We start from the raw sequence: 24,680 nt of genomic DNA, 5'->3' as shown, positions 1-24,680 counted from the left end.
TCAGAAAAATCTAACGCCTGAAGCCAGGCGTTAGATTCAAGTATTAAACTAACCTATGATGAAAAAACAGTCTTAAAAATCTGTTTAAGAAACAACAGATTGATGTTTATTAGCGAACAAAAGCCATCGCTACTCCGCCATCCACATTGAGTACATTTCCGGTAGATTTACTGAGAAGTCCTCCCACAAAAGCAAAGCACGCATTGGCAATATCATCGGGCAAAATCGCCTCATTCAACAATGTCCTTTTAGCGTAATAAGCAGGAAGTTCTTCAATCGTGATACCGTATGCTTTGGCACGGCCTGCGGCCCATCCACCAGCCCAGATATTAGAATCTGCGATTACGGCATCAGGATTTACGGTATTTACTCTAATTTTATCAGCGCCTAGTTCGGCTGCATTCAAGCGACTCAAGTGTAATTGAGCTGCTTTGGCCGAGCCATATCCCGCATTGTTGGGACCAGAGACAAGCGCGTTTTTACTTACAATATTAATCACATCTCCACCAAACCCTTGCTTGCGCATTACTTCCACGCCCGCTTGAGTTACCAAAAACTGTCCTTTTACCAAAATATCGTACAGTCTGTCCCAATCTTCAAGAGTATGGTCTTCTATAGGCTTAGAGATACTAATGCCGGCATTGTTGACAATGATATCTACCCCCCCAAAAGCCAAGGCCGAAGCATTCATGGCCTCTTTGATACTTGGAGCGTCAGTTACGTTCAATAAAGTAGTAGCGACGGCATCTCTGCCAAACTTTGCCACAAACTCCGCTTTCGCTCCTTCCAAACGCTCTTCATTGATGTCATTCAAAATCACTACCGCCCCTTCTTCCACAAATCTTTTGGCGATTGCTTTACCAATCCCTCCTGCACTTCCCGTAATCAAAGCCACTCTTCCCGACAATGCCTTAGGCTTAGGCATCCGTTGAAGTTTTGCTTCTTCTAGCAACCAATACTCAATATTAAAAGCCTCCTGACGTGGCAATGAGGTATATTCCGATACCGCCTCAGCACCTTTCATTACATTGACGGCGTTGATGTAATATTCGGATGCCAAACGAGCCGTCGTTTTATCTTTAGAAAAAGTAAACATTCCCACTCCAGGATACAAAATAACCACTGGGTTAGGGTCGCGCATGGCTGGCGAGTTAGGATGCTTACAGTTTTCGTAATATTCTGTATAAAGTTCGCGATATGCTACAAAACTTGGCAAGAGTTTTTCTTTCAAAGCTTTCACATCCGACAAATCTTCCTCAGGTGCCAAACTCAACACTAATGGGCTGATTTTGGTGCGTAAGAAGTGATCAGGACAAGAAGTACCAAGAGGTGCCAATTTTTCTAAGTCGTTGGAATTAATAAACTCCAATACCCGCGCATCGTCGGTAAAATGCCCTACCATCGTACGATAGGACGAACAAAAACCACGCAAAACAGGGGCTAATTGTGCGGCTTGTTTTAAACGCTCTTCGGCTGGTAAGCTTTCGATTTTAGCACCGCCAAATACAGGGCGCGTTTTACCATAATTTGCTTCTAGATATTCAGCACATTTTTCGATTACTTCGAGGGTATTGATATAGCTATCGTAGGAAGTATCCCCCCACGTAAACAAACCGTGTGACCCTAGCATGATACCGCGCAGCTTGATACCTTTCGCAGCAGCTTCTTCTAGGCAAGCTCTTAGCTTAAGCCCCAAATCAAATCCAGGACGCTGCCACTCTACCCATCCTACTTCACCCCCAAAAAGCTCTTCGGTGATTTTTTTACCGTCTTTGGCTGCCGCAATCGCAATAGCCGCATCAGGGTGAAGATGATCTATGTGTTTGAAGGGCAAAAATCCGTGTAAGGGAGTATCAATAGAAGGGGCTTTGGAAGCTAAATCGAAAATACAATGATTAAACAATTCTACCATTTCATCTTCAAACTCTACGCCACGGTACACATTTTCTAAGCTCAACAAACGGTCCATGTACAAAGCCGCACAACCCGATTTTTTGAGTGTACCTATATCTCCTCCCGAGCCTTTAATCCACATTACCTCCGTTTCTTTGCCAGTAAGAGGATCTTTATCAGTTATTTTTACAGATGTATTTCCACCGCCGTAGTTGGTAAGGCGAAGGTCTGCACCGAGCATATTCGAACGGTAAATAAAAAGGGCTACTTCATCCCCTGCCAATTCGGCAGCTTTAGCTTCATCCCATAAATAGCTTACATACTTAAACTGCGAGGTAGTTGCTGACATATATAATAGAAATTTGGTAGGTCTTTTAAAAGTTTAGAATAAATCAACAATACAAATGTATATTACCACCCGTGCATGGGTGTCATGTACCTTCATGGATTTTTTTAGATTTGAGTAATTTGTAAAATTTTATTGAAGACTTTGCCCAATTGAGCGCAATAGAAGGCTATTTTCGGGATTCGTTATGATTAAAATAATTTTAATCCTATTTTAGTCACTCGCTCATCATCGTCCAAATTTCAATTGTATCCTTACATTTTACCTATCTACTCATTCATTATTTTCTTTTCAAAAGCATGAAAGCAGTCATCGTTACTCAAACAGGCGACCCTGAAGTTTTACAATTGATAGAGACCGCAAAGCCCCTTTTCAATCCTTCCGAGGTTCTCATCAAAGTTTATGCCAGTGGTGTCAATCGCGCCGACATCCTGATGCGGCAAGGCCGATATGGTACTTCTAAGCAAGCACCTTCTGCCCCCCTAGGTCTGGAAGTAGCAGGGGTGGTCGTAGAGATAGGCTCAGAAGTAGGTCGCTGGAAAGTAGGCGACAAAGTATGCGCGCTCCTTAAAAATGGAGGCTATGCCGCTTATGCTGCCGCCGACGCCCGCCATTGTTTCCCTATCCCTGATTCGTTTTCCTTTGAAGAAGCGGCTTGCTTGCCCGAAACTCTCATGACGGTATGGTCGAATGTTTTTCAGCGAATGCACTTACAAGCTGGTGAGAATTTTTTGGTGCATGGTGGCACAAGTGGGATTGGTACTACGGCGATTCAGCTAGCAAAAGCGTTTGGTGTACGCCCCTTTGCGACAGCTGGCACTGATGAAAAATGTCACTTTTGCGAACAACTCGGAGCTATCAAATGCATCAACTATAAAACCCAAGATTTTTTGGAAGTTTTAGAACCAGAAGGTATGGATGTAATCTTGGACTATATTGGTGGAGATTATACTCCCAAAAACCTACGTCTCCTAAAGCCCGACGGGCGTTTAGGTTTTTTGGCTAGCTTAGGAGGTGCTCAGTCACAATTCAATATTTTGGAAGTAATGACCAAACGCCTGACGATCACAGGGAGTACTTTAGCGCCAACAGATGCTGATTTTAAGGCTAGTTTGGCAGCAGAAGTCGAAAAACATATTTGGCCTTTATTAGAAAACCAACAGTTCAAACCTATTCTTTTCCGAAGTTTTGATTTGGGTGAGGCTGCCGAAGCTCACAAACTCATGCAAAGCAGCCAACATATCGGCAAAATCGTGCTAACAGTAGGGCATTAGTGAGCAACTAAATCTTTAGCAAAACCCGAAAAAGATTTGATTTGATATTGAGATTGTACTTTTTGATTGAGTTGCTGGTACAATGGTGCATCTAGATTTTGGAGAATTTCGGCCAAATGCACCTCTGATTTTACCGCATTTTGGGGGGCTAGATTTATCAAATGCCGGTCATTCTGGTACTGATGAATAAAACTATAAAGACTTAGTCCATCTCTACTGGTATAGCCATAATCTAAGATAAAAGACGGTGTTTGAGTAAAGCAAGCCTCTAAACCCATGGTCGTTCCTAGATGAAAAAAAGCTTCAGCATGGGTTATTTTTTCAAACTTTTCTAAAATATGTCCGTCTTTTACTGACAAATCAAGCGTCTTAAAACCATCATCCATGACCACATTTGAAAGAGCCCGAAGAGGATGATACAGTTCCCAATTTCCTTGCACAGGATAGGGTCTTACTACTACTTTCAAATCTGGCCTTACGCTCGCTGCTACTTTAGCGATTGAAGTCACTACGGCGATTTCATCAGGAACTAAGTCTGCGGCACCTATCGCACAGCCTACGTAAAGGTATTGAAAAGGATAGGTTTTTGGGAGCGTGGCTTGTTGGCGACGATACTCTTCAATGTACGCAAATTGGCTTGCACCAACGGCTTTTACTTGTGAAATAGGTATATGTTGAAGCTCACAAATATCCTCTTTGATACGCTCGTTCCAACAGATGTATTTGGCTCGTTTGGAAAAACAAACATGCTTACAAGCGTGATCCCAGCTATAAACGTATACTTTAACGGGATGAATTTCACGAACCAAACGTGCCATCAAAAAATCATCAGCGATGGCCGTAAAACAGATAAACTGATCGATACCAGTCAATTCTGTATTTTTTTTATACTGGAGACGATTCAAATAAAAATCATAGGAGATAAACTTAGGCAAACGCTTGACCCAGTCTAAAATTCGATAACTTTTTGCTCTCAAAGCCGCCTCTGGAATCAATGAGGATTTGTAGAATTCCATCAAAAAGAAGTTATGGCGACTTTTGGGAATTTTTTTGAAAAGCACATAAAGTTTGAGCCAAAGGGCATTCCACCATCCACCTTTCTTTTCATCAATAAGTCGAAAATCCACATTGGGTGGGAGATGCCGCAAAATTTCATCGCGGTTTTCGGGTTTTCCTAAAATCACTACGTCATGCTGCTGCGCTACTTCCGCAATCACCCGCCTGACATCATTTCGAAAATCAAAAAAAGAAACTACAAAACCAACTTTCATACCAAACTTCGGCATTAGATATTGAGAATGCCAAAGCGCAAAATTGCGAAAAACTCCATATCTCCCCAAAAACTGAGTTGTGAATCCAAATTTTCTTTTACTCCCGCACAAACCGACTACCAGTAGAGGAGCAATATTTCACAATGAGGGTATCGTTTTGTAAGTTCATATTCCATGTATCGCAAGCCATACAAAGTACCAGCGCACAGCGAGGATTTTGGGGCAGGGACTCTTTGGGTTCGATAACGAATTTTTGCCCATTGAAAAGTAAGCTACTAGGAGCACAACAGGCTGGAAGTCCACTGGCATCAAGTATAACGCCATCATAACGTACCTCAAAAACATAGCCATCTTTAGCGGAGACAGGAGTCCATTTTTTGTCTCCTGTAGCTTCTTCCACGGCTTCAAGCCGCCATTTATCTACCAAAGGACGTATCTCTTCAGGGCCGAGTTTTTTGTCCCCGCACGATAGCAGCACCACAGAAAGTAAAAACACTAAAAAAGTCTTCATTGTCTTTGTTCTCTAATCTTTAAAAATCTTCAACCAAACTGTGTAATTTTCTTTAGGAGTCAAGGCTGCCCATTCTTCATTCAAATTTTTAACATCTACTTGTTCTAAACGGATGATGTAAGGCACATTGTTTAATTTTACTGTGGCTTCTTTGGCATAACCTGCCCTAGCATAAATCGAAACCGCTGAGGAAGTCAATTGATCCAGCGTAGGCCCATTTAATTGGAGTCTAATCACCGTGTCGTTGTCTAGTAGTAAGGTCACAAAAATATCTCCTGCCCAAACACACACTATGTTTTTTCCAATGCATCTTCCGTCTTCAAGCTCGGAAAGTTCCAACGTTGATTTAGTACCTTCTACTTCAATGCTTGTTTTGTCTTTGTATTTTAGTCCAAAAGCATTATCTACAGGAGCCGTTTTGGGAGAAATGTCATTTTTGGGCCTACATCCCCAATTCATTCCTATTAACAAAAGTACATAAGTAATATTTTTCATGTGAGCCTACTGAGGGTTTAGATTTTAGTATAGCGTGCTCGCCCTACACCTCCATTACAATATCTGATAGTAAGTACATCATCCTGTAAATCCATATACCACGTTTCACAATATACACAATTGACCAAAGAACATTGAGGGTTTTCGGGAAGCCGCGATTGAGGCTCAATCTTAAATGTTTTACCATTAATATTGAGTTTGTTAGGGGCGCAACAAGCAGGTAAGCCATTGGCACTAAGTACCACACCATCATACCGAATCTCAAACTGGTATTGGCCATCTTGGGTCACATACTGCCATTCATTTTTTCCAACTGGCTCTACAGCCACTACCCTCCATTTTCCTACTAAAGGCTGAACGATTTCGGGCGTGAGATACTTGTCTTTACACGAAAAGCAAGCTATGAAAAGAATTAGCAGCAGAATATTTTTCATTGTACGTGTCATTTTATACCAAAGACGCAAGGCACTACCAAAAAGTTGGAAAAATAAAGGAGGCGTTCGTCGATTTTTTTGAATCAACTAACGCCTCCTTCCACTCTGGCGAGCATAATTATCAACCACTCAGATTAACTCCAATCTCTATCCCAAGAGTCTTTGGTGTTCCACTCGTCGGTAGGTGCAAACCATTTCTGATCTTTCATCAAAAACTTCTTAGCTACTTCTTCATTAAGTTCTACTCCCAAGCCTGGCTTGTTGGGCACTGGCGCAAATCCATTTACTACCAATGGTTTATTTCCTGTCACAATATCTTCCCAGCCGGGCACATCTACGCCGTGGTGCTCTAGTGCTACAAAATTTTCGGTAGCTGCCGCACAATGTACATTGGCCATAAACGAAATAGGGCTACCTGCAAAGTGCATTGCCATCGGAATCCCGTGCTCTTCGGCATAGTCTCCAATTTTTTTGGTTTCCAAAATCCCGCCCGAAGAAGCCAAATCTGGGTGAATCAAATCTACCGCTTTGGCATCAATCAACTTAATAAACTCTTCTTTTAAGAAAATATCTTCCCCCGTAAGCGTCGGAGTATCAATCGCATCCGAAATCTGTTTCCACTGGTCGGTATAAAACCAAGGCACCAAATCTTCAAGCCAAGCCAATTGATATTTTTCGACAGCTTTACCCAAACGAATCGCCGTGTTTACATCAAAGTGACCAAAGTGGTCGGCAGAGACCGGAATGTTATACCCTACTCCTTCCCGAATCTTGCTCACATACTCGGCAATATAATCAAGCCCCTTATCGGTAATCTGAATACGCGTAAAAGGGTGCTTGGTAAGGCCATAGTTTCCCACGGTTTTTGTTTTATTATCTCTCTGATTGAGTTTCCACACATTGGCTCCAATGAGCATGCCGGGTTTATCGGCCAACAAGCCAATTCCAAAATCCATTTTCAAGAATGTATAGCCTTTATCCAAACGGGTTTCTTTTAGTTTTTTGGCAAAAGTAGAAGGGTCACTGATTTCGGGGGTATCGGCATAGAGGCGTACTTCGTCACGATACTTACCTCCAAGCATCTGATATACAGGAACATTGTAAGCCTTTCCTGCCAAATCCCACAGTGCCATTTCAACGCCACATACCCCGCCAGCGGCTCTACCATGCCCGCCAAATTGTTTGATTTCTTTGAATATTTTTTCTACGTTACAAGGGTTTTGACCCAGCAAACGGCTTTTGAGCATGAGTGCATAATTGGGGCTTGCTCCATCTCTCACTTCTCCCCACCCCACCAATCCTTGGTTGGTATCAATCCGAATAATCGGACTTCTGAAAGGAACCCCTTGCAAGTGGGCAATCCTTAAATCCGTGATTTTAAGTTCTGAAGGTTTTGAATCCCGCTTTACTTTTTGGGTGATAAATTCCATTTCTTGCTCATGCTTGCCGTCGAGCATCAGTCCTAATGATAATCCTCCCAAAACACCTTTTCTCAAAAAGTCGCGACGGTTGTTTTCACTGTTTGCATGGGTGGAGGGTAACTTGAATCGGTCTAATAGTTTTTTCATTGGGGTTTAGAATTAAAAATGAAAAGAAAAATGGGACTTAGAACAACGAGTTGTGTGTCGTCAAAAAAAGAATAATTTAAAGATTAATCTTATCTTGGCACAAGATTAGGTCAATTTTTTCTGAAAATATTTCAAAATTCACCGTTGGAAAAAGATAGAAGTGTAGAAAAGTTAATTGTCAGACTTTTGTCTATATAATCCTTAACAAGTTCAATCCATCATGAAAAAAATTTTCTCGGCTTTTGTACTAGCCTTTATCACCTCACCTTTATTCGCTCAGATTCAAGCGCCCAAAGAGCTTATCATGTTTTATACGCAAGAATGGAAGGGCGAGCGTTTTCCTGACGGCCGTCCCAAAGTTCCTGATGAAATTGTAAAAAGGCTCGCCAACGTCTCTATCGAAGAAGCATGGGGAATCATGCGGGGAGATGGCTACAACAACCAATTTGAAGGCAATTTTCAAATCATTCACCCCGAAAAACCATTGGTAGGCCGTGTCTTGACAGCGCAATACATGCCTGCACGTCCCGATATGGAAAAACCCATCAAGGAAAAAGGCAAAGCTGAAGGTCGCAAAGGCAACACCAACTCATGGCCTATCGACGCGCTTCAAATTAATGACGTTTATGTAGCCGATGGGTACGGAAAAATCATCGACGGCACGCTCATTGGCGATAACCTTGGCAACTCGATTTATGCTAAATCTAAAACGGGCGTGGTGTTCGACGCAGGCGTCCGCGACCTCGAAGGTCTAAGTGCTATCGATGGCTTCGTGAGCTTTACGCGTGGCTACGACCCCTCGGCCATCAAAGATATGACCATGACCTGCATCAACTGCCCTATTCGTATTGGTCGGGCGTCAGTTTTGCCAGGTGACTTGGTGTTGGGCAAACCCGAAGGTGTGATTTTTATTCCCGCACATTTGGCCGAAAAAGTAGTAAATCAGTCCGAGTTTATTGCATTGCAAGACGAGTTTGGGCACAAAATGCTCCGCGAAAATAAATTCACCCCAGGTGAAATTGACATGAAATGGAGTGAAGCTATCAAAAACGCCTTCCGCGAGCACATCAAAACGCGTTCAGGAAAAGTGTATTTGACAAGCGAGCAGATTGAGAAGTTTTTGTCGAGGGAGTAAATGATTGTAGAGATAATGGGGGCATTATCCCATAAATGCCCCCTTAATTTATTTCTAATACTTTTTCCTCATATTTTCTTTTAAAATACCCAAACGAAATCACTACCAAGATGACATAAAACACCGCTAAGATATAGCCCCCGTAAATGAAGAAATCAAGGAAACTGATATTGGGCTGACCAAAGTTTTTGTAAAGCAATACCAATACACTTCCCAAATACCCCCACCAATCGGCCAAAGTCACCACAAACCCTACAGTACTGACATATTTGAAAGAAGCCACCAAACGCTCAAAGTAAAGGCCATTGCAAGGCACATACGCCAGATAAAGCCCCACGCCTGTCAACGTAAACCACACTCCCGCCGACAACATCCCTTGCTGAAAAAGCCAAGTACTCACTCCCACCGTAATACCGCCCACAATCAACAACCCATTGATAAAATAAAAAGCTCGCCAATTGTCTTTTACCCAACGGAGCGTTCCCATCAGAATCAAGATAAATACCGAAACAGTTGTTTCTGTCTGTGTAAAAATCAAAGGGTTGTCTACCCCCGCTGCTCGCAAAATCTCAGGGGCAAAGTTGTCGCGAAAATCGCGGAAAGCAGATAGCAACACATACGAGCATATTAACAGTATCAATCCCACCGAAAAAGTCTGGATAAACTTCGAACGCTCTATCGCATTCATGGGTGCCCTTTCGGTACGTTCGGCTTGATCTTCAAGCGTAGGTGCAGGAAGCTTGGCCAAAGCCCCAATCGCCAACACCAACGGCACCGCAAATAGCAAGCCCGTCACAAAAGGCATCCAAAATTCTGATACACCTTCGTTGAGCAGCATTTTGCCGATGGTTTTTACAAAGCCTGAAGCAAAAATAAAGGAAGCGGTAAGCCCCGCCACCAACGCGTCGGTTTGTCGGCGTCCTTCCAAAAAGCCCAAAACAGTACCATATACCATACCCAAAGGCAGGCCATTGAGAAACAAAAAGGGGATATTGTAAGGTGCTGGTACAAGCGCAAATCCTAGCAAAGCAAGCTCCGAAATCCCAATAAAAGAAAGAATAAAAAAGGCACGTTGGGCCGGTTTCATTTCCGATACTACCTTGATACCGATAAGCTTAGAGAGTGCATATCCCAACACTTGCAAAGTAATGAGCCAAATTTTGTAATCAATCCCCCAAAAAACCATTCCTTCAAAAGTAGCGGCGGTGATTCCTTTGCGAAAAGCATACATACAAGCATAAGTGGAGAAAGCAGCAGTAGCACCCCATACCATCAGGCGGAGTTCGGATGTTTTTTTCATGAAAAAGGGTTTAGCAATAATAAAAAAAGGGTGTTTGTTGATAAACACCCAAAAATAGTAAAATCCGTGTTTTGCAAATGTTATTACTTCTTCACATTGTCTAAATTGTAATGTAGCCCTACATTTTCGCGGCGCGCCATTGCCATTTTGAGTACCAAATACGATACGTTAATCATATTACGAAGCTCCATAATCGGCACCGACACCTTCGACTGCCAGTAGAGTTCTTCGTGTTCTTTATAAATCAATTCTACACGGTCGTGAGCGCGTTTCAAACGGCGATTTGTACGGACAATCCCCACATAATTTGACATGATAGCTTCCAACTCTTTGGTCATTTCGGTCACCAAAATAGCCTCCTCCGGGTGCGTCGTACCTTCATCGTTCCATTCGGGTACGTTGTCTGGAATATGAGCATCAGGTAGATTGTCAATGGTTTTCAGGAAAGCTCGGTGTGCAAATACTACAGCTTCCAAAAGCGAATTAGAAGCAAGGCGATTAGCCCCGTGCAGCCCCGTACAGGCACATTCGCCAGTAGCATACAAGAAGAAAATATTGGTCTGCCCAAATTCATTGACCTTAATTCCACCACACATATAATGCTGCGCTGGCACGACGGGGATATAGTCTTTACGAATATCAATTCCTAAATTATCGCTACAATAAGCCGTAATATTGGGAAAATGTTCAATAAACTTCTCATAGTCACAATGAGTGACATCGATATACACGCATTCATCTCCATACTTTTTCATTTCGGAGTCAATCGAACGCGCTACGATATCGCGAGGAGCAAGCGACAAACGTGGGTCGTAATGCTCCATGAAAGTTTCCCCTTTTTTGTTTCGCAAAATCCCCCCAAAACCACGCACAGCCTCCGAAATCAGGAAGTTTGGTTTTTTACCAGGTTGGTAAAGGGCCGTAGGGTGAAACTGAATGAACTCCATATTGTCACAAACTCCTTTGGCACGATACGCCATCGCAATACCGTCGCCGGTAGCAATGCGAGGGTTGGTGGTATTTTGGTAAATATTCCCGATTCCGCCCGTAGCCAACATAGTAGTTTTGGCCAAAAACTTTTCGACTTTACCCGTTTTGGTATCAAGCACATAAGCTCCAAAACACTTAATATCGTCGCGGTGTCGATAGACCGTTTCGCCCAGATGATGTTGCGTAATCAAATCCACCGCAAAATAATGCGTAAAGATTTGAATAGAAGCATGACGCTTCACCTCACCAAGCAACGCCCTTTCGATTTCGGCACCTGTGGCATCTTTAAAATGTAAGATACGATGGTCAGAGTGGCCTCCTTCTTTGGCCAAATCATAGTCGCCGTCTGCTTCTTTATCAAAGCGAGTCCCATACGAAATCAGCTCCATAATACGCTCAGGAGCTTCTTTGACCACAATCTCCACAATGTGGCGTTTGCTAATACCACCTCCAGCTACCATAGTATCTTCGATGTGTTTTTCGAAAGAATCTTCTTCCGACCATACCGCTGCTATTCCTCCTTGGGCATATTTAGTATTGGTTTCGTCTGCCTGTACTTTTGTAATGACTGCAATCGAGACTTTCTCTTTGCGTGCGTCAAAATGCCGAGCTAATTTGGCGGCATAACTTAGGCCCGCAATTCCAGAGCCTATCACTAAAAAATCGAACTGAGGCATATAAAGTTTAGTTGCAAAATGGTGAATACCTAACCTAACTTGAAAAGGCAAAATTAAAGTCTTTTCTGTCCTGCAAGAATAAAGAAATATTTAGTAATAATTTAATTTTCAGAATCATTTTGCTATTCAAAAACCAAACCGCTATATTTGCAGTCCGATTTTCGCCTCAAAATGCCCGTTTATATAGTTAATTAATTGATTTTCAACGAAAAAAGTAATAACTAAAGTGGATACACTCAGTTACAAAACCGTTTCGGCTAACTCTGCTACCGTACAAAAGGAGTGGGTAGTGGTAGATGCAAACGGTGAAATTTTGGGTCGTTTGGCTAGCCAAATTGCCAAAATTTTGCGCGGTAAGCACAAGCCGTCTTTCACCCCGCACGTAGACTGCGGAGACAACGTGATTGTCATCAATGCCGACAAAATTCGTTTGACGGGCAAAAAGATGACAGACAAAGAATATGTACGTCACACAGGTCACCCTGGTGGTCAACGTTTTGCCACTCCTCGTGAAGTGTTAGCTAAACAACCTCACAAAGTGATAGAAATGGCGGTAAAAGGTATGTTACCTAAAAACCGTTTAGGTCGTAGCATTTTTACAAATTTGCACGTGTACGCTGGTGCTGAACACCCGCATGCGGCTCAACAACCGAAAGAAATTAAATTTTAATCATGGAAGTTACGAACACAGTAGGTAGAAGAAAAACTTCAGTAGCCCGCGTTTATGTATCTACCGGACAAGGTGAAATCAAGGTCAATGGCCGCGAATTTGCTGAATATTTTCCAGTAGAAACGCTTCAAATCATTTTGAAACAACCTTTAACGACCGTCAACGCCGTAGCTAACTACGACATCAAAGTGAATGTACGTGGAGGTGGAATCAGAGGCCAAGCAGAAGCCACTCGTATGGCGATTGCGCGTGCTTTGTGTGAAATCAATAACGATTTCCGCCCAGCATTGAAAAAAGAAGGTTTCTTGACGCGTGATGCCCGTATGGTAGAACGTAAGAAATACGGACGCGCTAAAGCTCGCCGTCGTTTCCAGTTCTCAAAACGTTAATAACTTTCAATTTGAAAATTGGGGGATTGGTTATTTTGAAAATTAAAGTCTTCAAAAGCTCTTTACTTTCAAATTACTCAGTTATCAAATTATCAAATTAATCACGTCCAGACTGCGCTTACAGTGTCCGTCGCGCGGTGCTGCGTACTATTCAATTATTTACAATTTTCATTTTAAAACAAAAAAATGGCACAATTAGAGTACAAAGACCTGTTAGATGCAGGCGTACACTTTGGTCACTTAACCCGCAAATGGGATCCACGTATGGCACCGTATATCTTCATGGAGAAAAACGGAATCCATATCATTGACCTTAATAAAACAGTTGCCTCACTTGATGAAGCTTGCCACTATGTAAAAAGCGTAGTGCGCTCAGGCCGTAAAGTGATGTTTGTAGCGACGAAGAAGCAAGCCCAAGAAATCGTATCTGAAGAAGCGCGTCGTTTGAAGATGCCATTCGTTACGGAACGTTGGTTGGGTGGAATGTTGACAAACTTCGCCACTATCCGTAAGTCATTGAAAAAAATGCAAGGATTGGAGAAATTGTTGGGTGATGAAGCTACTGCAAATAATATCGCAAAACGTGAGCGCCTTATCAAAGGTCGCGAAAAAGATAAATTGGAGCGTTTGCTCGGTGGTGTTGCTGATTTGACTCGTTTGCCAGCCGCATTGTTTGTGGTTGACGTAAAACGTGAGCACATCGCAGTAGCCGAAGCAAAACGTTTGAACATCCCAGTCATTGCAATGTGTGATACAAACTCTAACCCCAATGAGGTAGATTTTGTCATCCCTGCCAATGACGATGCTTACAAGTCTATTTCTCTCATTACGTTGGCTATCGGAAAAGCAATCGAAGAAGGATTGCTTGAGCGCAAACAAGAGCGCGATGATGCCCGCCTTGCAGAAGAAGAAGATGCAAAACGCTCAGAAGACTTAGGTGAAGAAGTTGAGACTCCTCAAGCAGCTGTAGAAGCCGCTGACGAGGAATAAGCACTCAATCCCGCTTCGGCGCGACGGTCGGCAGCGGCCGTCCTCTTATCGGATAGCCCGTAGCCTTCTAAATGCTATGGGCTTTTCCGTTTAACGATTTCATAAAATAAGTATTTGAGTTTCAACCAAAGGTATTGTGTAGTTTTACCACTTCTGATTCTATTGTAACTCAATACATTGTACTCATCTTGATTAAACTAAATAATTAAACTTTAAACAAATGGCTATCACAGCAGCAGATGTTAACAAACTTCGCCAAATGACTGGTGCAGGTATGATGGATTGTAAAAAAGCCCTCACCGAAGCCGATGGTGATTTTGAACAAGCAATTGATATTCTCCGTAAACAAGGCCAAAAAGTAGCAGCTAAACGTGCCGACAACGTGGTATCGGAAGGTTTAGTATTAGTTCATGTAAGCGCTGATGGTACTAACGGCAAAATCGTAGGCTTGGCATGCGAAACTGAACCTGTATCTAAAGTAGAAAGCTTCCAAAACTTGGCAATGAATATTATGAGCCAAGCCGTAGCAACCAATGCTCCTGATAAAGAAACTCTCTTGGCTACTGTGCAAGCAGACGGTCAAACACTTCAAGCCCAAATCACTGAGCTGATTGGTAAAATTGGAGAGAAACTTGAGTTGGTATCTTATGAAAATGTAAGTGGCGATGTAATAAGCTCTTATGTTCACTCAAACAACAAACGTGGCGTATTAGTAGCTTTCATGGGTGCTAATGGCACTGACTTGTCAGAAGTTGGAAAAGATGTGGCTATGCAAATCGCGGCTATGAAACCTATCGCTCTTGACAAAGATGATGTAGATGCAGCTACAATCGAACGCGAAATCGAAATTGGAAAAGAACTAGCTCGCAACGAAGGCAAAGCCGAAGCAATGCTCGAGAAGATTGCCCTTGGTCGTCTCAATAAATTTTACAAAGAGAGCACTTTGCTCAACCAAGAGTTTATCAAGGATGGTTCTTTGACTATCGCCCAGTTGCTCGACAAAACTCAAAAAGGTCTTACTATAAAAACATTCAAGCACGTCGCTATCGGTGCTTAATGTACCTCAATATTAACCTTTCAAAACCCCTGAAAATTAATTTCTGGGGTTTTTTTGTATCTATATTCTTTAAAAATAGTTTCTTTACATGTTGTTTACTGAAGCAATCAACTAAATACAGATATTTTGTAAATATTTTATTTTTTTCTGGTCTACCTTGTTACTATAAACCTTATTACGCGTCACAATGTCTGTACACTCAATAGGACTGAGCCACTACACCGACGAACAGTTGGTGCGTTTATACGTCGATACCCAACGTAATACTTTTTTTGAAGAACTATATGAACGTTACGCGGATAAAGTTTATCGAAAATGTCTTTCTTTCGTAAAAGACCAAGCTAAAGCAGAAGATTTTACACATGATATTTTTTTAAAGCTTATTTTACGAGTAGGTACCTTTAAAGAAAGTTCAAAGTTTTCAACTTGGCTTTTTTCAATTACTTACAACTATTGTATGGACCAGTTACGGGTGCATAAAAAGCAAGCAGAAGACGAATTAAATGAAACAATTGATATTGCAGATGAGCCTGAAGAATTTGATGGTATTGAATTAGAAGCAAAAAAATTAAAAAAAGCTTTGGAGGGATTATCTCATGAAGAAAGAACTATTTTATTAATGAAATATCAGGATGATTTTAGTATTCGTGATATTGCTGACACTTTTGGTTTCACAGAAAGCGCAGTCAAAATGCGCTTAAAAAGAACAAAAGAGAAACTCAAAAAACGCTATCTAGAAACTATTGTTTTGGTAGTTTTATTGGCAAGTCAAATAGCAATTCTCATCAAGTGGTGGCTAAATCATTCTCACTAAAAAAATGAACGAGGTCTTTTTTGATATAGATCCCGACGACAAAGTTCCTGAGTCTCTCAAAAGAGCCCTCGTTTCTGAAATTGATACAGTACGTAATACATTAGAACTAGTAACTTTGTTTGTAGGCCATTTTTTCAACGTAGCTGGCTCAGCAGCAACTATGAATAACCCTTTAAATTCAACGGACTCAACCCCCAAATCAGACATTGAATGAAAGAACTTCCTAATTTGACCGAAGTTTTGATAAGTACTCTAACGAAACTCATAAACCAATTTGTTGATTTTGTCCCAAGATTTATTTTTGCGGCTTTTATCCTTTTAATAGGGTATTTAGTAGCTAAAGGCATATCTATTATTCTCAAAAAAGTATTGGAAAAAATTGGGTTTGACCGAATTGGGGAAAAACTCAATGAAATAAGTATCGTCAAACAGTTACAAACCGAAATAAAGCTAAGTCAAATAGTTTCAAAGGTACTCTATTATTTTATCATGCTAGGCTTTATTACGGACGCTACTCGTACCTTAGGAGTGGGCGCTATTACTGGCTTAGTAGAAAAATTAGTAAACTTTGTGCCTCAGCTAATCGTAGCTGCTATTATGCTACAAATTGGAGTATTGGTAGCAGAAACGCTCAAAAATGCAGTAGTGTCCATTTGTAAGTCTTTCAATGTCCCCTCAGCCAAACTTATAGGGAGTATCGTTTTTTCTTTCTTTTCAGTCATTACACTTATCAGCGCTCTAGGACAAGCAGGTATCAATACAGAACTTTTGGAGTCTAGTTTTAACCTCATCATTGGAGGCATTATACTGGCATTTGCGGTAGGATATGGCTTTGCTTCTCGCGATGTTTTGTCAAATTTGTTAGCCTCGTTTTATAATAATAATCGATTTCAGTTAGGCCAAACAATCCAAATAGACGAAATAAAAGGTAAAATAATACACATAGATAATACTTCTATCACTCTTCAAACTGGAGATTCTCAAACTGTATTTCCGCTTCAAGTAATTCAATCTAAAAAAATAACAGTCTTTGATAATTAATCTCAGAGGTCTTAAAAAACCTTTGGTGTTATTACCCGATGAACACAGTTTCTGGTCGGGTCTTATTTTCACAACCATAAATACCAATCCCTATGAAAAAGTGGACTTTTGTTTTAGTCACCCTTTTTGCTTCAGCAAATACATTTATGTCTATGGCCCAAGAGGCAGTAAAAGACACAAGTTGGAAAAAAAACTCTCAGTTTGGGCTTAATTTAAGTCAAGGTACTTTTAGCGGCAGCTGGCAAGGCGGTGGTATCAATAACATCTCTTTAGGTGTCTATTTCAACACCAAAGCTGAATATACCAAAGACCGTGACAATTGGGTCAATGATTTCCAATTTCAGTTAGGGGCTATCAGCAACAAAGAAGATGCTTTTCTCAAAAGCGTAGACCGAATATTTTTTGATTCTAAATACGGGCGTAAACTAGGCACAAACTCAAAATGGCTCTTCTTTGCAAACCTCAACTTTTTGTCACAAATCGCCAATGGACGCGATTATAAAGACGAGCGTCGCCCATTCATCTCTGGTTTTTTTACACCTGCTTATATTACGGAAGCAATCGGTATAGAGTGGAAACCCCAAAAATACTTTAGTATGCAGTTTGCTCCCGGTGCAGTTCGTCAAACTATTTTAGGTAACAAAGATCTTTACTTAAATATTGACCGCCTCAATCCCGAATATCAATTCGCTAATTATGGGGTAGAAAGAGGAAAATCCATCAAAAATGAAGTAGCACTAATGCAATTGGTAATGAACTTTGATAAAGACATCGCCAAAGATGTCAATTTCAAATGGCGCTACCAAGCCTTTGCCAGTGTAAAAGACCTAGCAGCTATCGATAATAGGTTAGATGCACAATTGACGGCTAAGTTTGCGAAATATTTCAATGTCAACTTGGGGCTAATTGCAATCTATGATCAAGACCAAATCGCAAAAATGCAAATAGCCCAATCTATCAATTTTGGATTTTTGTACAAATGGTAGTTGGATTTTATCCAAAAAATACTTTCTTTAGTAAAACTTTTTGTTTCACCCCTATACAACATCTCCTCTATGTTAAAAGAATTTAAAACTTTCATTGCCCAAGGCAATGTACTTGATTTGGCAGTAGGAGTATTGACTGGTGCGGCCTTTGGCAAAGTAGTGACCGCTCTCATGGATGATATCCTTAACCCTATTTTAGGTCTTATCATTGGCGGAGTTGATTTCTCTGCGCTCAAAATAGTACTCAAAGCAGCAGACCCTGCCGCTGGAGTAGCAGAAGTGGCTGTCAGATATGGGAGCTTCTTAAACGTAATTATTCAATTTTTGCTAACTATGTGGGTTATCTACATGATTGTAAGAGCTGCCAATAAAGCTAAGCTCTCAAATTCTTTGGCACCTAAAGAATAGCATTTTTATATATAAAAATTTTAAACCCCATTTTTGAGTCCAAAAGTGGGGTTTTTCTATATACGTATTTCTACGTGTTTTATCAAGTGGTAGTACTGATTTACACCTAACCACAAAAACACAAATAACTCAATATCAACAAATTACAATCAAATACGTAAAAATACGTGTTGTGTAAGCATTTTTTTTTATATTAAGTTTGTCATGTCGATTTGAATAAATCTACCTTTTCAACTCTAAATGACAAGCATCATGAACACGCACCCTTTACTCAGCACCTTTTCTTCAAACAATTCTGTTGAAACTCAACCTCTGCATAGCATCATCATCCCCAACGGCAACCGTCAGGTGATTATTCCTACAGAACAGTTGGTATGCTTAGAGGGATGTGGCAATTACGCTTATCTCTATACTCAAGACGGCAAAAGATACTTAGTATCCAAAACTTTGAAAAGCTACATAGGGATTCTGGACGAGCAGCAATTTGTAAGAGTACATAAATCTTGGATTATCAATCTCAAATATTTGCAAGAATTTTGCGAAGATGAGCGTTCGCTCAAATTAAAAGGCGGGAGAGAAGTAGCTATTTCGCGCCGTAGAATTCGGGAAGTAAACGGAATACTAGCGCCATTAGTTAATTGCGCCTAAAAATATTAAAGACAAGCTTTTTAGTGGGTTAATTGTTGTAAACAGCCACTCTTTGATTGAGAGTGGCTGTTTTGTATGTTTAGAAAAGGACAAAACCCGCTGTTAACTGCCACAATGATACTTTGCTGTTGAATTGAGCATTGTTTTGAAGGTTAAGCTGCGAAATATTCGAAAAACCTCCTTCGTAGCGCAGATCAATATTAAATGAACGGATATCAAGCCCTATCCCCGCCTGATACCCAAACGTAGCTTGTTCAATCGTTTTGTTGATATTTTGAGAAGTGTAATCTTTCAATGCATCTCCCAACTTATCTCCTTGAGCTACGTTTAGAGAAGCCATAGGGCCTGCATTGAAGCGAAGCGGGCCTAGTTTAAATCCAAGTAAGACAGGGATGTCAATTTGGCTAAACTTAACATCTACATTGACTGGTGAGGTACTTCCATTCTTAAAAATTTCGAAAGTCCCACCTTTGGATGAAAACAATACCTCAGGCTGAATAAATACTTTACGACCTATACGAGTATAGAGCCCCAAAACATAACCTGTGCGGTTAGCAGAATTGTTCTTAAAAAAATCTACCGTAGAAGCCCCAGGCCGCGTAATACTCAATCCTTCTGTTTGAAGTTTGGAGAAATTGGCTCCTCCTCTTATTCCAACAAAAATAAATTTACTGTTAAACTGTGCATTTGCTTGTAAAGCCAAAAGGAGCACAAAGCCCAAGAGTACTCGTTTCATGGTTGTAGAGCGTGTTTTATGTAATAATTTATGAAATATCGTGACCGATTAACGCCAACTAAGGCATATAGATTGTTCGTTTATTTTTAATTTTCAAAATATACCAATCCTAATCAAAAAAAACACTTCTTAAACTCCCCCAACCTTCCATAAAAATCTTTGATTGGGAGTGAATCGTAGCGCGTATTTTTGAATAGTTTAAAACAAATACAAGGACAAAACACTGAATATTAAGCATTTAATACTATCAAATTTCTTTACACATATTGCCTTTAGTATCTTTACCTTTGTGAATAATATATAATATCGTTCTATATCTTTATTAACAATCATTAACCAAGATGAATCCACCACACTCCAAAGGCTTTTGGTCACAATTATCGACTTTTTCAAAAGTGCTCATTTTACTACTAATCTTAGGAATAAGTGGCAGTTTAATAGCTTATATGTACCAGCAAGAAACAGAAGTTATTACTTCTTCAACCGCTACTGATGATGAGATAGTGGCAGCTTCTGAAAACGAATCAGAAAGTGTTGTTTCAGCCACTACTATTGCTCCTGAACCGGAGACTAAAGAAGCGCCTCCCACAGTGGTTCGGAAAGATTCGGTGAAGTTGTTTTCAAAAGAAACCCATAAAAGGATAAAAAATCTAGTACAAAAAATGGCTAAGCAAGCGGAGGCCCATCCTCAAGACAAAGAGAAAACAAATTGAGAACTTAGTATAACAACAGATAGTAAGAATTAACCATCTAAAAATGCTAAAAAGCCAACCAAAAATTGTATAATCGCAAGCTGTGGCTGAAAGCAGTGAGAATGAAGGTTTATTTAAACAACAGATAGTATTTTTAACCTTACTTATTTTCTAATCATGGAAAACAATCAAGCTTTAACCAAACTGAGTGATCTGCCCATTCTTAAACACTTAGAAGGCGGTGAGAATAAATTGAAGGTATTGCCCCAAAATATGGCAAACTGGAAAAAAGGCGAAAAAACATTGGCTTATCTCGTAGGTATCGTGTTGTTGCTTGCGGTAGGCTATGGTTTTATTACAGTAGTATTACCATTACTTACGCAGTTATTGGTAGGAGTCGTCACGCTAGGCATCAAGCTCCTCCAAGCAATGATTATAGTGGGGGCGGTATTGCTAGGATTTATGCTTTCTCCTTTGATTATCAAAGTATTTCGTCGTATTGTACGCAGTTTACATAAGTTTTTGATTAAAGTTGACCCCTTTGCTGAACTTGACGACCAGCTCGACAAAATGAAAGACTCACGTCAGCAGTTTGAAAAGGTAAAAGCCGAAATCAATGCCTGTAAGATTCAGATGAAGCAAGAAGCCGTCAAAGCTGAGAAGTTGGCAAAAGATGCCAGTCAAAAAGTGGTGTATTGCCAAGAAGAAGCCAAATCTTTGAAATCGAAGTTGGATAAAATGATTGAAAAAGGAGGCGATAATGCCCGCGAAACGGATGATTTTGTAGAACTTGAAGCCAAGCTTAACACCGCTATTGGAGACGGAAATCGCGCGGTATCTGAGGCTGAGACTTACCGTCGTTTGGTAGATACTTTTGGGTCGAGAGCCAATGTCTTTGCTAAACTTGATCGCAAGCTAGTAGTATATGGTCATGCTTTTGACGAAAAGCTCAAAGATTTTGCCACGAGTATCAATCTCCTAAAAACAGAGTCAAGGGCTATGGCAGCCGCCAACAATGCTACTACTCGGGCTCGCAAGGTATTGGGACAAAGTCAAGATTGGCAGCTAGATTATGCTTTGGAAGTGATTTCTGGACAAATCGCCAGTGACATCGCTACTACTCAAGCCAATATCCGGGATTTGGATAGCATTGTTAAAGATTTCAATCCAAACGACGAACGCGCTTATGCTCGCCTCGAAACTTTTGCCAATCAAATCAAAGGAGGAGAGTTTGAGGTTAGTGATCCCAATCGGATTTCTAATCCTAACTATAAACTTACTCCTCAGCAAAAAAATGCAGGTGGCGGGTTAACTGATATTTTTTAATTAACCAATTTGAAACAAGCCCTTCCTAGTTTAATTCAAACTGTGGAAGGGCTTGTTTTACAAATAGTTGTTAAGCTATTCTTTCAAATTAAAATAATGACCTTACAGCAGTTTTTTGACCGCATAGGCGAGCGCCCAGATTGGGTGCTTATTTATTTTGCGCTTTTACCCTTTATGGCTTTTCTGGCAGGTATTTTGGGTAAAAATGAAGGGCATTTATCGCCGTGGAATTACTTCTACGCTTTTTTAATTTATTTGGCTTGTATTCCTGGGATTTTTTCGGTGACACTCAATATATATCTATTTTTATTTGAGCGTCGAAGTATTTTTGATTTTAACATTTATACCCAGATTCTCCCATTTTTTTCAATGTTTCTGACATTGTGGTTGATTCGACGCAATGTTATTTCGTTTGATTATATTCCTGGCTTCCAGAAACTAAGTGCGTTGGTTTTGATGATTTTTGCCACAATCGCCCTCATGTGGATTGTAGATCGTACGCGCATAGTGGTATTTTCGTACCTCAAATTTGAATACGTTCTCGTGATTTTCGTTCTCTTATTGGGAGTATTGCTTTGGGGATGGCGAAAATTATTCAATTAATTATACCGCCGAACTAAGCCTTCAAGCACAGTTCAGCGGTCTTTGGCTTTATTAGTTTATAGTTCTTCAACCGAACCTGCTCCTAATTCTTGTAATAAGGTAGTCCAATAGGTAGTCACCGTGGGATTATTTTCTTTGGTGCTACTTGTGGGTTCAAAAGGCAATGCAATTTTCACTTCGGCTGCACTTAGCGCGTATTGCTGCATTTGCTTAGCGTCTTCTTTGGCCCAAGTTTCAGCTTGAGCATTGTCCTGCGGGGGAGTATTGTGAAAATCACGACGATTAGCACCTTTCATACTCTCTATCATATCACTCAAATAATACACCTTTACTTCTGCACCTGATTCAGCGGCTTTGTTGATTACGGGCAAACTAGCCCAAATATCGGTCTGACGTTGCGAAGCCCCCACATTTTGAATACCTAGTTTGGCAATAAGTTGTTTTAAAAATACCATTCGCTCGCGCTGTAGAGTAAGATCGGCGGTAGTCTCAGCCGCTTCGCGGTCAGTTGCATTCATATGGCTTACATCATCAATCTCTGTACGACAAGTTAGAGAAAGAGCTTTGGCTTTCTGGGTATTTTCATGAATAAAATATACTTCTAGCTTATCTCCTTTTTGGCGAATATTCTGTTCTACCAAATCCGTCAGTATCTGCTGATACTTTTGAGCTACAAAAGCTTTATTGACATTTACACTTTGGGTCTTATCCATAAAAACCAAAGTATATACTGGGCCAGCGGTCACTGGTTGTTTTTCTTTTTCAGAAGTACAACGCGCGAAAAACAATGAACAAACACTAATCAAAAAACTATATTGGAAGGCTCGACTCATAATTTAATGGGATTTGGCTCGAAGATGCAATTTGCGAAATAAATACGCAAACCAAAACGGATGAGTGGTGTAAATATTGCAAAATATATCATTAAAAAAGCCCTTAATCAGTGAGTTAAGGGCTTTTTTAGAAGAGGTATATTATACTACAAATGAATCACCTCGCCGTAAGCGGCGGCGGCGGCTTCCATAATGGCCTCCGACATAGTAGGGTGTGGGTGTACCGACTTGACGATTTCGTGTCCTGTAGTCTCTAGATTGCGAGCGACTACTACTTCGGCAATCATTTCGGTGACATTGGTACCAATCATGTGAGCGCCCAACCATTCGCCGTATTTAGCATCAAAGATTACTTTTACGAAGCCTTCGGGTGCGCCAGCGGCTTTGGCTTTGCCCGATGCTGAGAAGGGGAATTTACCTACTTTTACTTCATAACCTGCTTCTTTGGCTGCTTTTTCAGTATAACCTACCGAGGCTATCTCTGGCGTACAATAAGTACATCCTGGGATATTGTTATAATTTAAAGGATGAACTTTTAGACCTGCTATTTTTTCAACACAAATAATACCTTCTGCTGAGGCTACGTGTGCCAAAGCTTGACCTTTGGTCACATCGCCAATCGCATAATAACCCGGTACGTTGGTTTGGTAATAATCGTCCGTCATGATTTTACCTTTTTCGACTTTGATACCTGTTTCTTCTAAGCCAATGTTTTCGATATTGGCTACAACCCCTGCTGCCGAAAGTACCACATCCGATTCGATTTTGATTTCGCCCGAAGGAGTTTTGACGGTCGATACACAACCTGCGCCCGAAGTATCTACTTTTTCGACGCTGGAATTGACATGAATCTCAATGCCTAATTTCTTATACTGTTTTGCCAATTCTTTGGAGATTTCTTCATCTTCCACTGGCACTACATTTGGCATAAACTCTACAATCGTTACTTTGGTACCCATGCTTGCATACACGTAAGCAAACTCAACACCAATAGCACCCGAGCCAATCACTAATAAAGATTTAGGTTGTTTTTCGAGCGACATTGCTTTGCGGTATTCAATTACCTTGATACCATCTATGGGCACATTGGGCAACTGACGAGCACGGCCACCGGTGGCAATCATGATGTGGTTGGCGGTATATTCTGTTTTTTTACCGTCTTTTTCCACTTCTACTTTCTTACCTGGTTTTACGCGGCCATTTCCTTCGATGATGTCGATTTTGTTTTTCTTCATCAAAAAATTAACACCCTTGCTCATGCCATTTGCTACGTCGCGGCTACGTTTGATGACCGCTCCGAAATCGGCTGATGCTTCGCCGACCGTAATACCATAATCTTTGGCGTGGTTGATATACTGAAACACCTGCGCGCTTTTCAGCAATGCTTTGGTAGGAATACATCCCCAATTCAAACAAATACCACCAAGGCTCTCTCTTTCTACAATGGCGGTTTTGAGACCTAATTGTGAAGCGCGGATCGCAGCTACATAGCCGCCTGGCCCGCTACCAATAATTATCAAATCGTACTGTGAAGCCATTTTTTTTTTACGGGATCGCCCGTGCGATGAGTAGTGAATATTGGGGATTGAGCAA

Annotated in this window: 26 protein-coding genes; 15 read left to right on the top strand and 11 right to left on the bottom strand. The window is 40.9% G+C overall.

Features of this window, described 5'->3' with window-relative positions:
• Positions 1 to 109: 109 nt before the first annotated feature.
• Positions 110 to 2,242 (bottom strand): bifunctional aldolase/short-chain dehydrogenase, encoded by a 2,133-nt coding sequence (locus P1X15_RS02265; protein WP_277336516.1) that lies wholly within the window; start codon positions 2,240 to 2,242, stop codon positions 110 to 112.
• A 296-nt stretch (positions 2,243 to 2,538) separates the two neighbouring features.
• On the opposite strand from P1X15_RS02265, the gene P1X15_RS02260 reads away from it, so the two are divergent.
• Positions 2,539 to 3,513 (top strand): NAD(P)H-quinone oxidoreductase, encoded by a 975-nt coding sequence (locus P1X15_RS02260; protein ID WP_277336515.1) that lies wholly within the window; start codon positions 2,539 to 2,541, stop codon positions 3,511 to 3,513.
• Here P1X15_RS02260 and P1X15_RS02255 read toward each other — a convergent pair.
• The 5 genes from P1X15_RS02255 to P1X15_RS02235 form a co-directional block, all read right to left on the bottom strand.
• Positions 3,510 to 4,784, bottom strand: a complete 1,275-nt coding sequence (locus tag P1X15_RS02255; protein ID WP_277336514.1) for a hypothetical protein — start codon at positions 4,782 to 4,784, stop codon at positions 3,510 to 3,512. The two genes, P1X15_RS02260 and P1X15_RS02255, sit on opposite strands and share 4 nt — an antisense overlap.
• 97 nt (positions 4,785 to 4,881) lie before the next feature.
• Entirely contained in the window at positions 4,882 to 5,295 is a 414-nt protein-coding gene (locus P1X15_RS02250; protein WP_277336513.1) for a hypothetical protein, read from the bottom strand.
• Positions 5,296 to 5,307: 12 nt separating this feature from the next.
• Positions 5,308 to 5,790 (bottom strand): hypothetical protein, encoded by a 483-nt coding sequence (locus tag P1X15_RS02245; protein ID WP_277336512.1) that lies wholly within the window; start codon positions 5,788 to 5,790, stop codon positions 5,308 to 5,310.
• A gap of 17 nt (positions 5,791 to 5,807) precedes the next feature.
• A complete protein-coding gene (locus P1X15_RS02240; RefSeq protein WP_277336511.1) occupies positions 5,808 to 6,224 on the bottom strand; it encodes a hypothetical protein in 417 nt (138 codons plus the stop codon).
• A gap of 134 nt (positions 6,225 to 6,358) precedes the next feature.
• Complete coding sequence (locus P1X15_RS02235) at positions 6,359 to 7,792, bottom strand: mandelate racemase/muconate lactonizing enzyme family protein (RefSeq protein ID WP_277336510.1); 1,434 nt, start codon at positions 7,790 to 7,792, stop codon at positions 6,359 to 6,361.
• 220 nt (positions 7,793 to 8,012) lie between these two features.
• On the opposite strand from P1X15_RS02235, the gene P1X15_RS02230 reads away from it, so the two are divergent.
• Positions 8,013 to 8,927, top strand: a complete 915-nt coding sequence (locus tag P1X15_RS02230) for an RraA family protein (RefSeq protein WP_277336509.1) — start codon at positions 8,013 to 8,015, stop codon at positions 8,925 to 8,927.
• 43 nt (positions 8,928 to 8,970) lie between these two features.
• Here P1X15_RS02230 and P1X15_RS02225 read toward each other — a convergent pair whose 3' ends face one another.
• Entirely contained in the window at positions 8,971 to 10,227 is a 1,257-nt protein-coding gene (locus tag P1X15_RS02225; protein ID WP_277336508.1) for a DUF5690 family protein, read from the bottom strand.
• A gap of 83 nt (positions 10,228 to 10,310) precedes the next feature.
• Positions 10,311 to 11,894, bottom strand: a complete 1,584-nt coding sequence (gene nadB, locus P1X15_RS02220) for an L-aspartate oxidase (RefSeq protein WP_277336507.1) — start codon at positions 11,892 to 11,894, stop codon at positions 10,311 to 10,313.
• A gap of 226 nt (positions 11,895 to 12,120) precedes the next feature.
• On the opposite strand from nadB, the gene rplM reads away from it, so the two are divergent.
• The 10 genes from rplM to P1X15_RS02170 all read left to right on the top strand — a co-directional run bounded on the left by rplM (position 12,121) and on the right by P1X15_RS02170 (position 18,897).
• Positions 12,121 to 12,564 carry a 50S ribosomal protein L13 gene (gene rplM, locus P1X15_RS02215; protein ID WP_028667515.1) on the top strand — a complete coding sequence of 148 codons (444 nt, stop codon included), beginning with the start codon at positions 12,121 to 12,123 and terminating at the stop codon, positions 12,562 to 12,564.
• A gap of 2 nt (positions 12,565 to 12,566) precedes the next feature.
• Positions 12,567 to 12,953: a 30S ribosomal protein S9 gene (gene rpsI / locus P1X15_RS02210; RefSeq protein WP_277336506.1), complete on the top strand. Its 387-nt coding sequence runs from the start codon at positions 12,567 to 12,569 to the stop codon at positions 12,951 to 12,953.
• Positions 12,954 to 13,139: 186 nt separating this feature from the next.
• On the top strand, positions 13,140 to 13,943 hold the full coding sequence (rpsB, locus tag P1X15_RS02205; RefSeq protein ID WP_028667513.1) for a 30S ribosomal protein S2: 804 nt from the start codon (positions 13,140 to 13,142) through the stop codon (positions 13,941 to 13,943).
• A gap of 220 nt (positions 13,944 to 14,163) precedes the next feature.
• Positions 14,164 to 15,000: a translation elongation factor Ts gene (gene tsf / locus P1X15_RS02200; protein ID WP_028667512.1), complete on the top strand. Its 837-nt coding sequence runs from the start codon at positions 14,164 to 14,166 to the stop codon at positions 14,998 to 15,000.
• A 187-nt stretch (positions 15,001 to 15,187) separates the two neighbouring features.
• A complete protein-coding gene (locus P1X15_RS02195) occupies positions 15,188 to 15,814 on the top strand; it encodes an RNA polymerase sigma factor (RefSeq protein WP_277336505.1) in 627 nt (208 codons plus the stop codon).
• A 4-nt stretch (positions 15,815 to 15,818) separates the two neighbouring features.
• The gene (locus P1X15_RS02190; RefSeq protein WP_028667510.1) at positions 15,819 to 16,028 is read left to right on the top strand and encodes a hypothetical protein; all 210 of its coding nucleotides are present in this window, start codon (positions 15,819 to 15,821) and stop codon (positions 16,026 to 16,028) included.
• Positions 16,025 to 16,855, top strand: coding sequence for a mechanosensitive ion channel family protein (locus tag P1X15_RS02185; RefSeq protein WP_277336504.1), 831 nt, complete (start codon positions 16,025 to 16,027; stop codon positions 16,853 to 16,855). The genes P1X15_RS02190 and P1X15_RS02185 overlap by 4 nt, the downstream gene beginning before the upstream one ends.
• Positions 16,856 to 16,947: 92 nt before the next feature.
• Positions 16,948 to 17,841, top strand: coding sequence for a DUF3078 domain-containing protein (locus P1X15_RS02180; RefSeq protein ID WP_277336503.1), 894 nt, complete (start codon positions 16,948 to 16,950; stop codon positions 17,839 to 17,841).
• A gap of 69 nt (positions 17,842 to 17,910) precedes the next feature.
• The gene (mscL, locus tag P1X15_RS02175) at positions 17,911 to 18,249 is read left to right on the top strand and encodes a large conductance mechanosensitive channel protein MscL (protein ID WP_277336502.1); all 339 of its coding nucleotides are present in this window, start codon (positions 17,911 to 17,913) and stop codon (positions 18,247 to 18,249) included.
• A 252-nt stretch (positions 18,250 to 18,501) separates the two neighbouring features.
• A complete protein-coding gene (locus P1X15_RS02170) occupies positions 18,502 to 18,897 on the top strand; it encodes a LytTR family DNA-binding domain-containing protein (protein WP_277336501.1) in 396 nt (131 codons plus the stop codon).
• 79 nt (positions 18,898 to 18,976) lie between these two features.
• On the opposite strand, the gene P1X15_RS02165 is transcribed toward P1X15_RS02170, so the two are convergent.
• On the bottom strand, positions 18,977 to 19,633 hold the full coding sequence (locus P1X15_RS02165; protein WP_277336500.1) for a porin family protein: 657 nt from the start codon (positions 19,631 to 19,633) through the stop codon (positions 18,977 to 18,979).
• Positions 19,634 to 19,974: 341 nt separating this feature from the next.
• On the opposite strand from P1X15_RS02165, the gene P1X15_RS02160 reads away from it, so the two are divergent.
• The 3 genes from P1X15_RS02160 to P1X15_RS02150 all read left to right on the top strand — a co-directional run bounded on the left by P1X15_RS02160 (position 19,975) and on the right by P1X15_RS02150 (position 22,254).
• A complete protein-coding gene (locus tag P1X15_RS02160; RefSeq protein ID WP_277336499.1) occupies positions 19,975 to 20,346 on the top strand; it encodes a hypothetical protein in 372 nt (123 codons plus the stop codon).
• Between the two features lie 156 nt (positions 20,347 to 20,502).
• Positions 20,503 to 21,651 (top strand): hypothetical protein, encoded by a 1,149-nt coding sequence (locus P1X15_RS02155; RefSeq protein ID WP_277336498.1) that lies wholly within the window; start codon positions 20,503 to 20,505, stop codon positions 21,649 to 21,651.
• A gap of 96 nt (positions 21,652 to 21,747) precedes the next feature.
• Positions 21,748 to 22,254 (top strand): hypothetical protein, encoded by a 507-nt coding sequence (locus P1X15_RS02150; RefSeq protein ID WP_273213785.1) that lies wholly within the window; start codon positions 21,748 to 21,750, stop codon positions 22,252 to 22,254.
• 56 nt (positions 22,255 to 22,310) lie between these two features.
• Here P1X15_RS02150 and P1X15_RS02145 read toward each other — a convergent pair whose 3' ends face one another.
• A complete protein-coding gene (locus P1X15_RS02145; protein WP_277336497.1) occupies positions 22,311 to 23,087 on the bottom strand; it encodes a hypothetical protein in 777 nt (258 codons plus the stop codon).
• Positions 23,088 to 23,233: 146 nt separating this feature from the next.
• Positions 23,234 to 24,625: a dihydrolipoyl dehydrogenase gene (lpdA, locus tag P1X15_RS02140; protein ID WP_277336496.1), complete on the bottom strand. Its 1,392-nt coding sequence runs from the start codon at positions 24,623 to 24,625 to the stop codon at positions 23,234 to 23,236.
• Positions 24,626 to 24,680 lie beyond the last annotated feature (55 nt).

It is taken from the genome of Runella sp. MFBS21, assembly GCF_029433105.1.
Taxonomy (GTDB): domain Bacteria; phylum Bacteroidota; class Bacteroidia; order Cytophagales; family Spirosomataceae; genus Runella.
The sequence above is the reverse complement of the archived record's forward strand: the minus strand, read 5'-3'. Positions and strand labels throughout refer to the sequence as shown.

Coding starts and splice junctions, on each gene's coding strand:
- P1X15_RS02265 (WP_277336516.1), bottom strand. CDS start 2,242: ATGTCAGCAACTACCTCGCAGTTTAAGTATGTAAGCTATTTATGGGAT.
- P1X15_RS02260 (WP_277336515.1), top strand. CDS start 2,539: ATGAAAGCAGTCATCGTTACTCAAACAGGCGACCCTGAAGTTTTACAA.
- P1X15_RS02255 (WP_277336514.1), bottom strand. CDS start 4,784: ATGAAAGTTGGTTTTGTAGTTTCTTTTTTTGATTTTCGAAATGATGTC.
- P1X15_RS02250 (WP_277336513.1), bottom strand. CDS start 5,295: ATGAAGACTTTTTTAGTGTTTTTACTTTCTGTGGTGCTGCTATCGTGC.
- P1X15_RS02245 (WP_277336512.1), bottom strand. CDS start 5,790: ATGAAAAATATTACTTATGTACTTTTGTTAATAGGAATGAATTGGGGA.
- P1X15_RS02240 (WP_277336511.1), bottom strand. CDS start 6,224: ATGAAAAATATTCTGCTGCTAATTCTTTTCATAGCTTGCTTTTCGTGT.
- P1X15_RS02235 (WP_277336510.1), bottom strand. CDS start 7,792: ATGAAAAAACTATTAGACCGATTCAAGTTACCCTCCACCCATGCAAAC.
- P1X15_RS02230 (WP_277336509.1), top strand. CDS start 8,013: ATGAAAAAAATTTTCTCGGCTTTTGTACTAGCCTTTATCACCTCACCT.
- P1X15_RS02225 (WP_277336508.1), bottom strand. CDS start 10,227: ATGAAAAAAACATCCGAACTCCGCCTGATGGTATGGGGTGCTACTGCT.
- nadB (WP_277336507.1), bottom strand. CDS start 11,894: ATGCCTCAGTTCGATTTTTTAGTGATAGGCTCTGGAATTGCGGGCCTA.
- rpsI (WP_277336506.1), top strand. CDS start 12,567: ATGGAAGTTACGAACACAGTAGGTAGAAGAAAAACTTCAGTAGCCCGC.
- rpsB (WP_028667513.1), top strand. CDS start 13,140: ATGGCACAATTAGAGTACAAAGACCTGTTAGATGCAGGCGTACACTTT.
- tsf (WP_028667512.1), top strand. CDS start 14,164: ATGGCTATCACAGCAGCAGATGTTAACAAACTTCGCCAAATGACTGGT.
- P1X15_RS02195 (WP_277336505.1), top strand. CDS start 15,188: ATGTCTGTACACTCAATAGGACTGAGCCACTACACCGACGAACAGTTG.
- P1X15_RS02190 (WP_028667510.1), top strand. CDS start 15,819: ATGAACGAGGTCTTTTTTGATATAGATCCCGACGACAAAGTTCCTGAG.
- P1X15_RS02185 (WP_277336504.1), top strand. CDS start 16,025: ATGAAAGAACTTCCTAATTTGACCGAAGTTTTGATAAGTACTCTAACG.
- P1X15_RS02180 (WP_277336503.1), top strand. CDS start 16,948: ATGAAAAAGTGGACTTTTGTTTTAGTCACCCTTTTTGCTTCAGCAAAT.
- mscL (WP_277336502.1), top strand. CDS start 17,911: ATGTTAAAAGAATTTAAAACTTTCATTGCCCAAGGCAATGTACTTGAT.
- P1X15_RS02170 (WP_277336501.1), top strand. CDS start 18,502: ATGAACACGCACCCTTTACTCAGCACCTTTTCTTCAAACAATTCTGTT.
- P1X15_RS02165 (WP_277336500.1), bottom strand. CDS start 19,633: ATGAAACGAGTACTCTTGGGCTTTGTGCTCCTTTTGGCTTTACAAGCA.
- P1X15_RS02160 (WP_277336499.1), top strand. CDS start 19,975: ATGAATCCACCACACTCCAAAGGCTTTTGGTCACAATTATCGACTTTT.
- P1X15_RS02155 (WP_277336498.1), top strand. CDS start 20,503: ATGGAAAACAATCAAGCTTTAACCAAACTGAGTGATCTGCCCATTCTT.
- P1X15_RS02150 (WP_273213785.1), top strand. CDS start 21,748: ATGACCTTACAGCAGTTTTTTGACCGCATAGGCGAGCGCCCAGATTGG.
- P1X15_RS02145 (WP_277336497.1), bottom strand. CDS start 23,087: ATGAGTCGAGCCTTCCAATATAGTTTTTTGATTAGTGTTTGTTCATTG.
- lpdA (WP_277336496.1), bottom strand. CDS start 24,625: ATGGCTTCACAGTACGATTTGATAATTATTGGTAGCGGGCCAGGCGGC.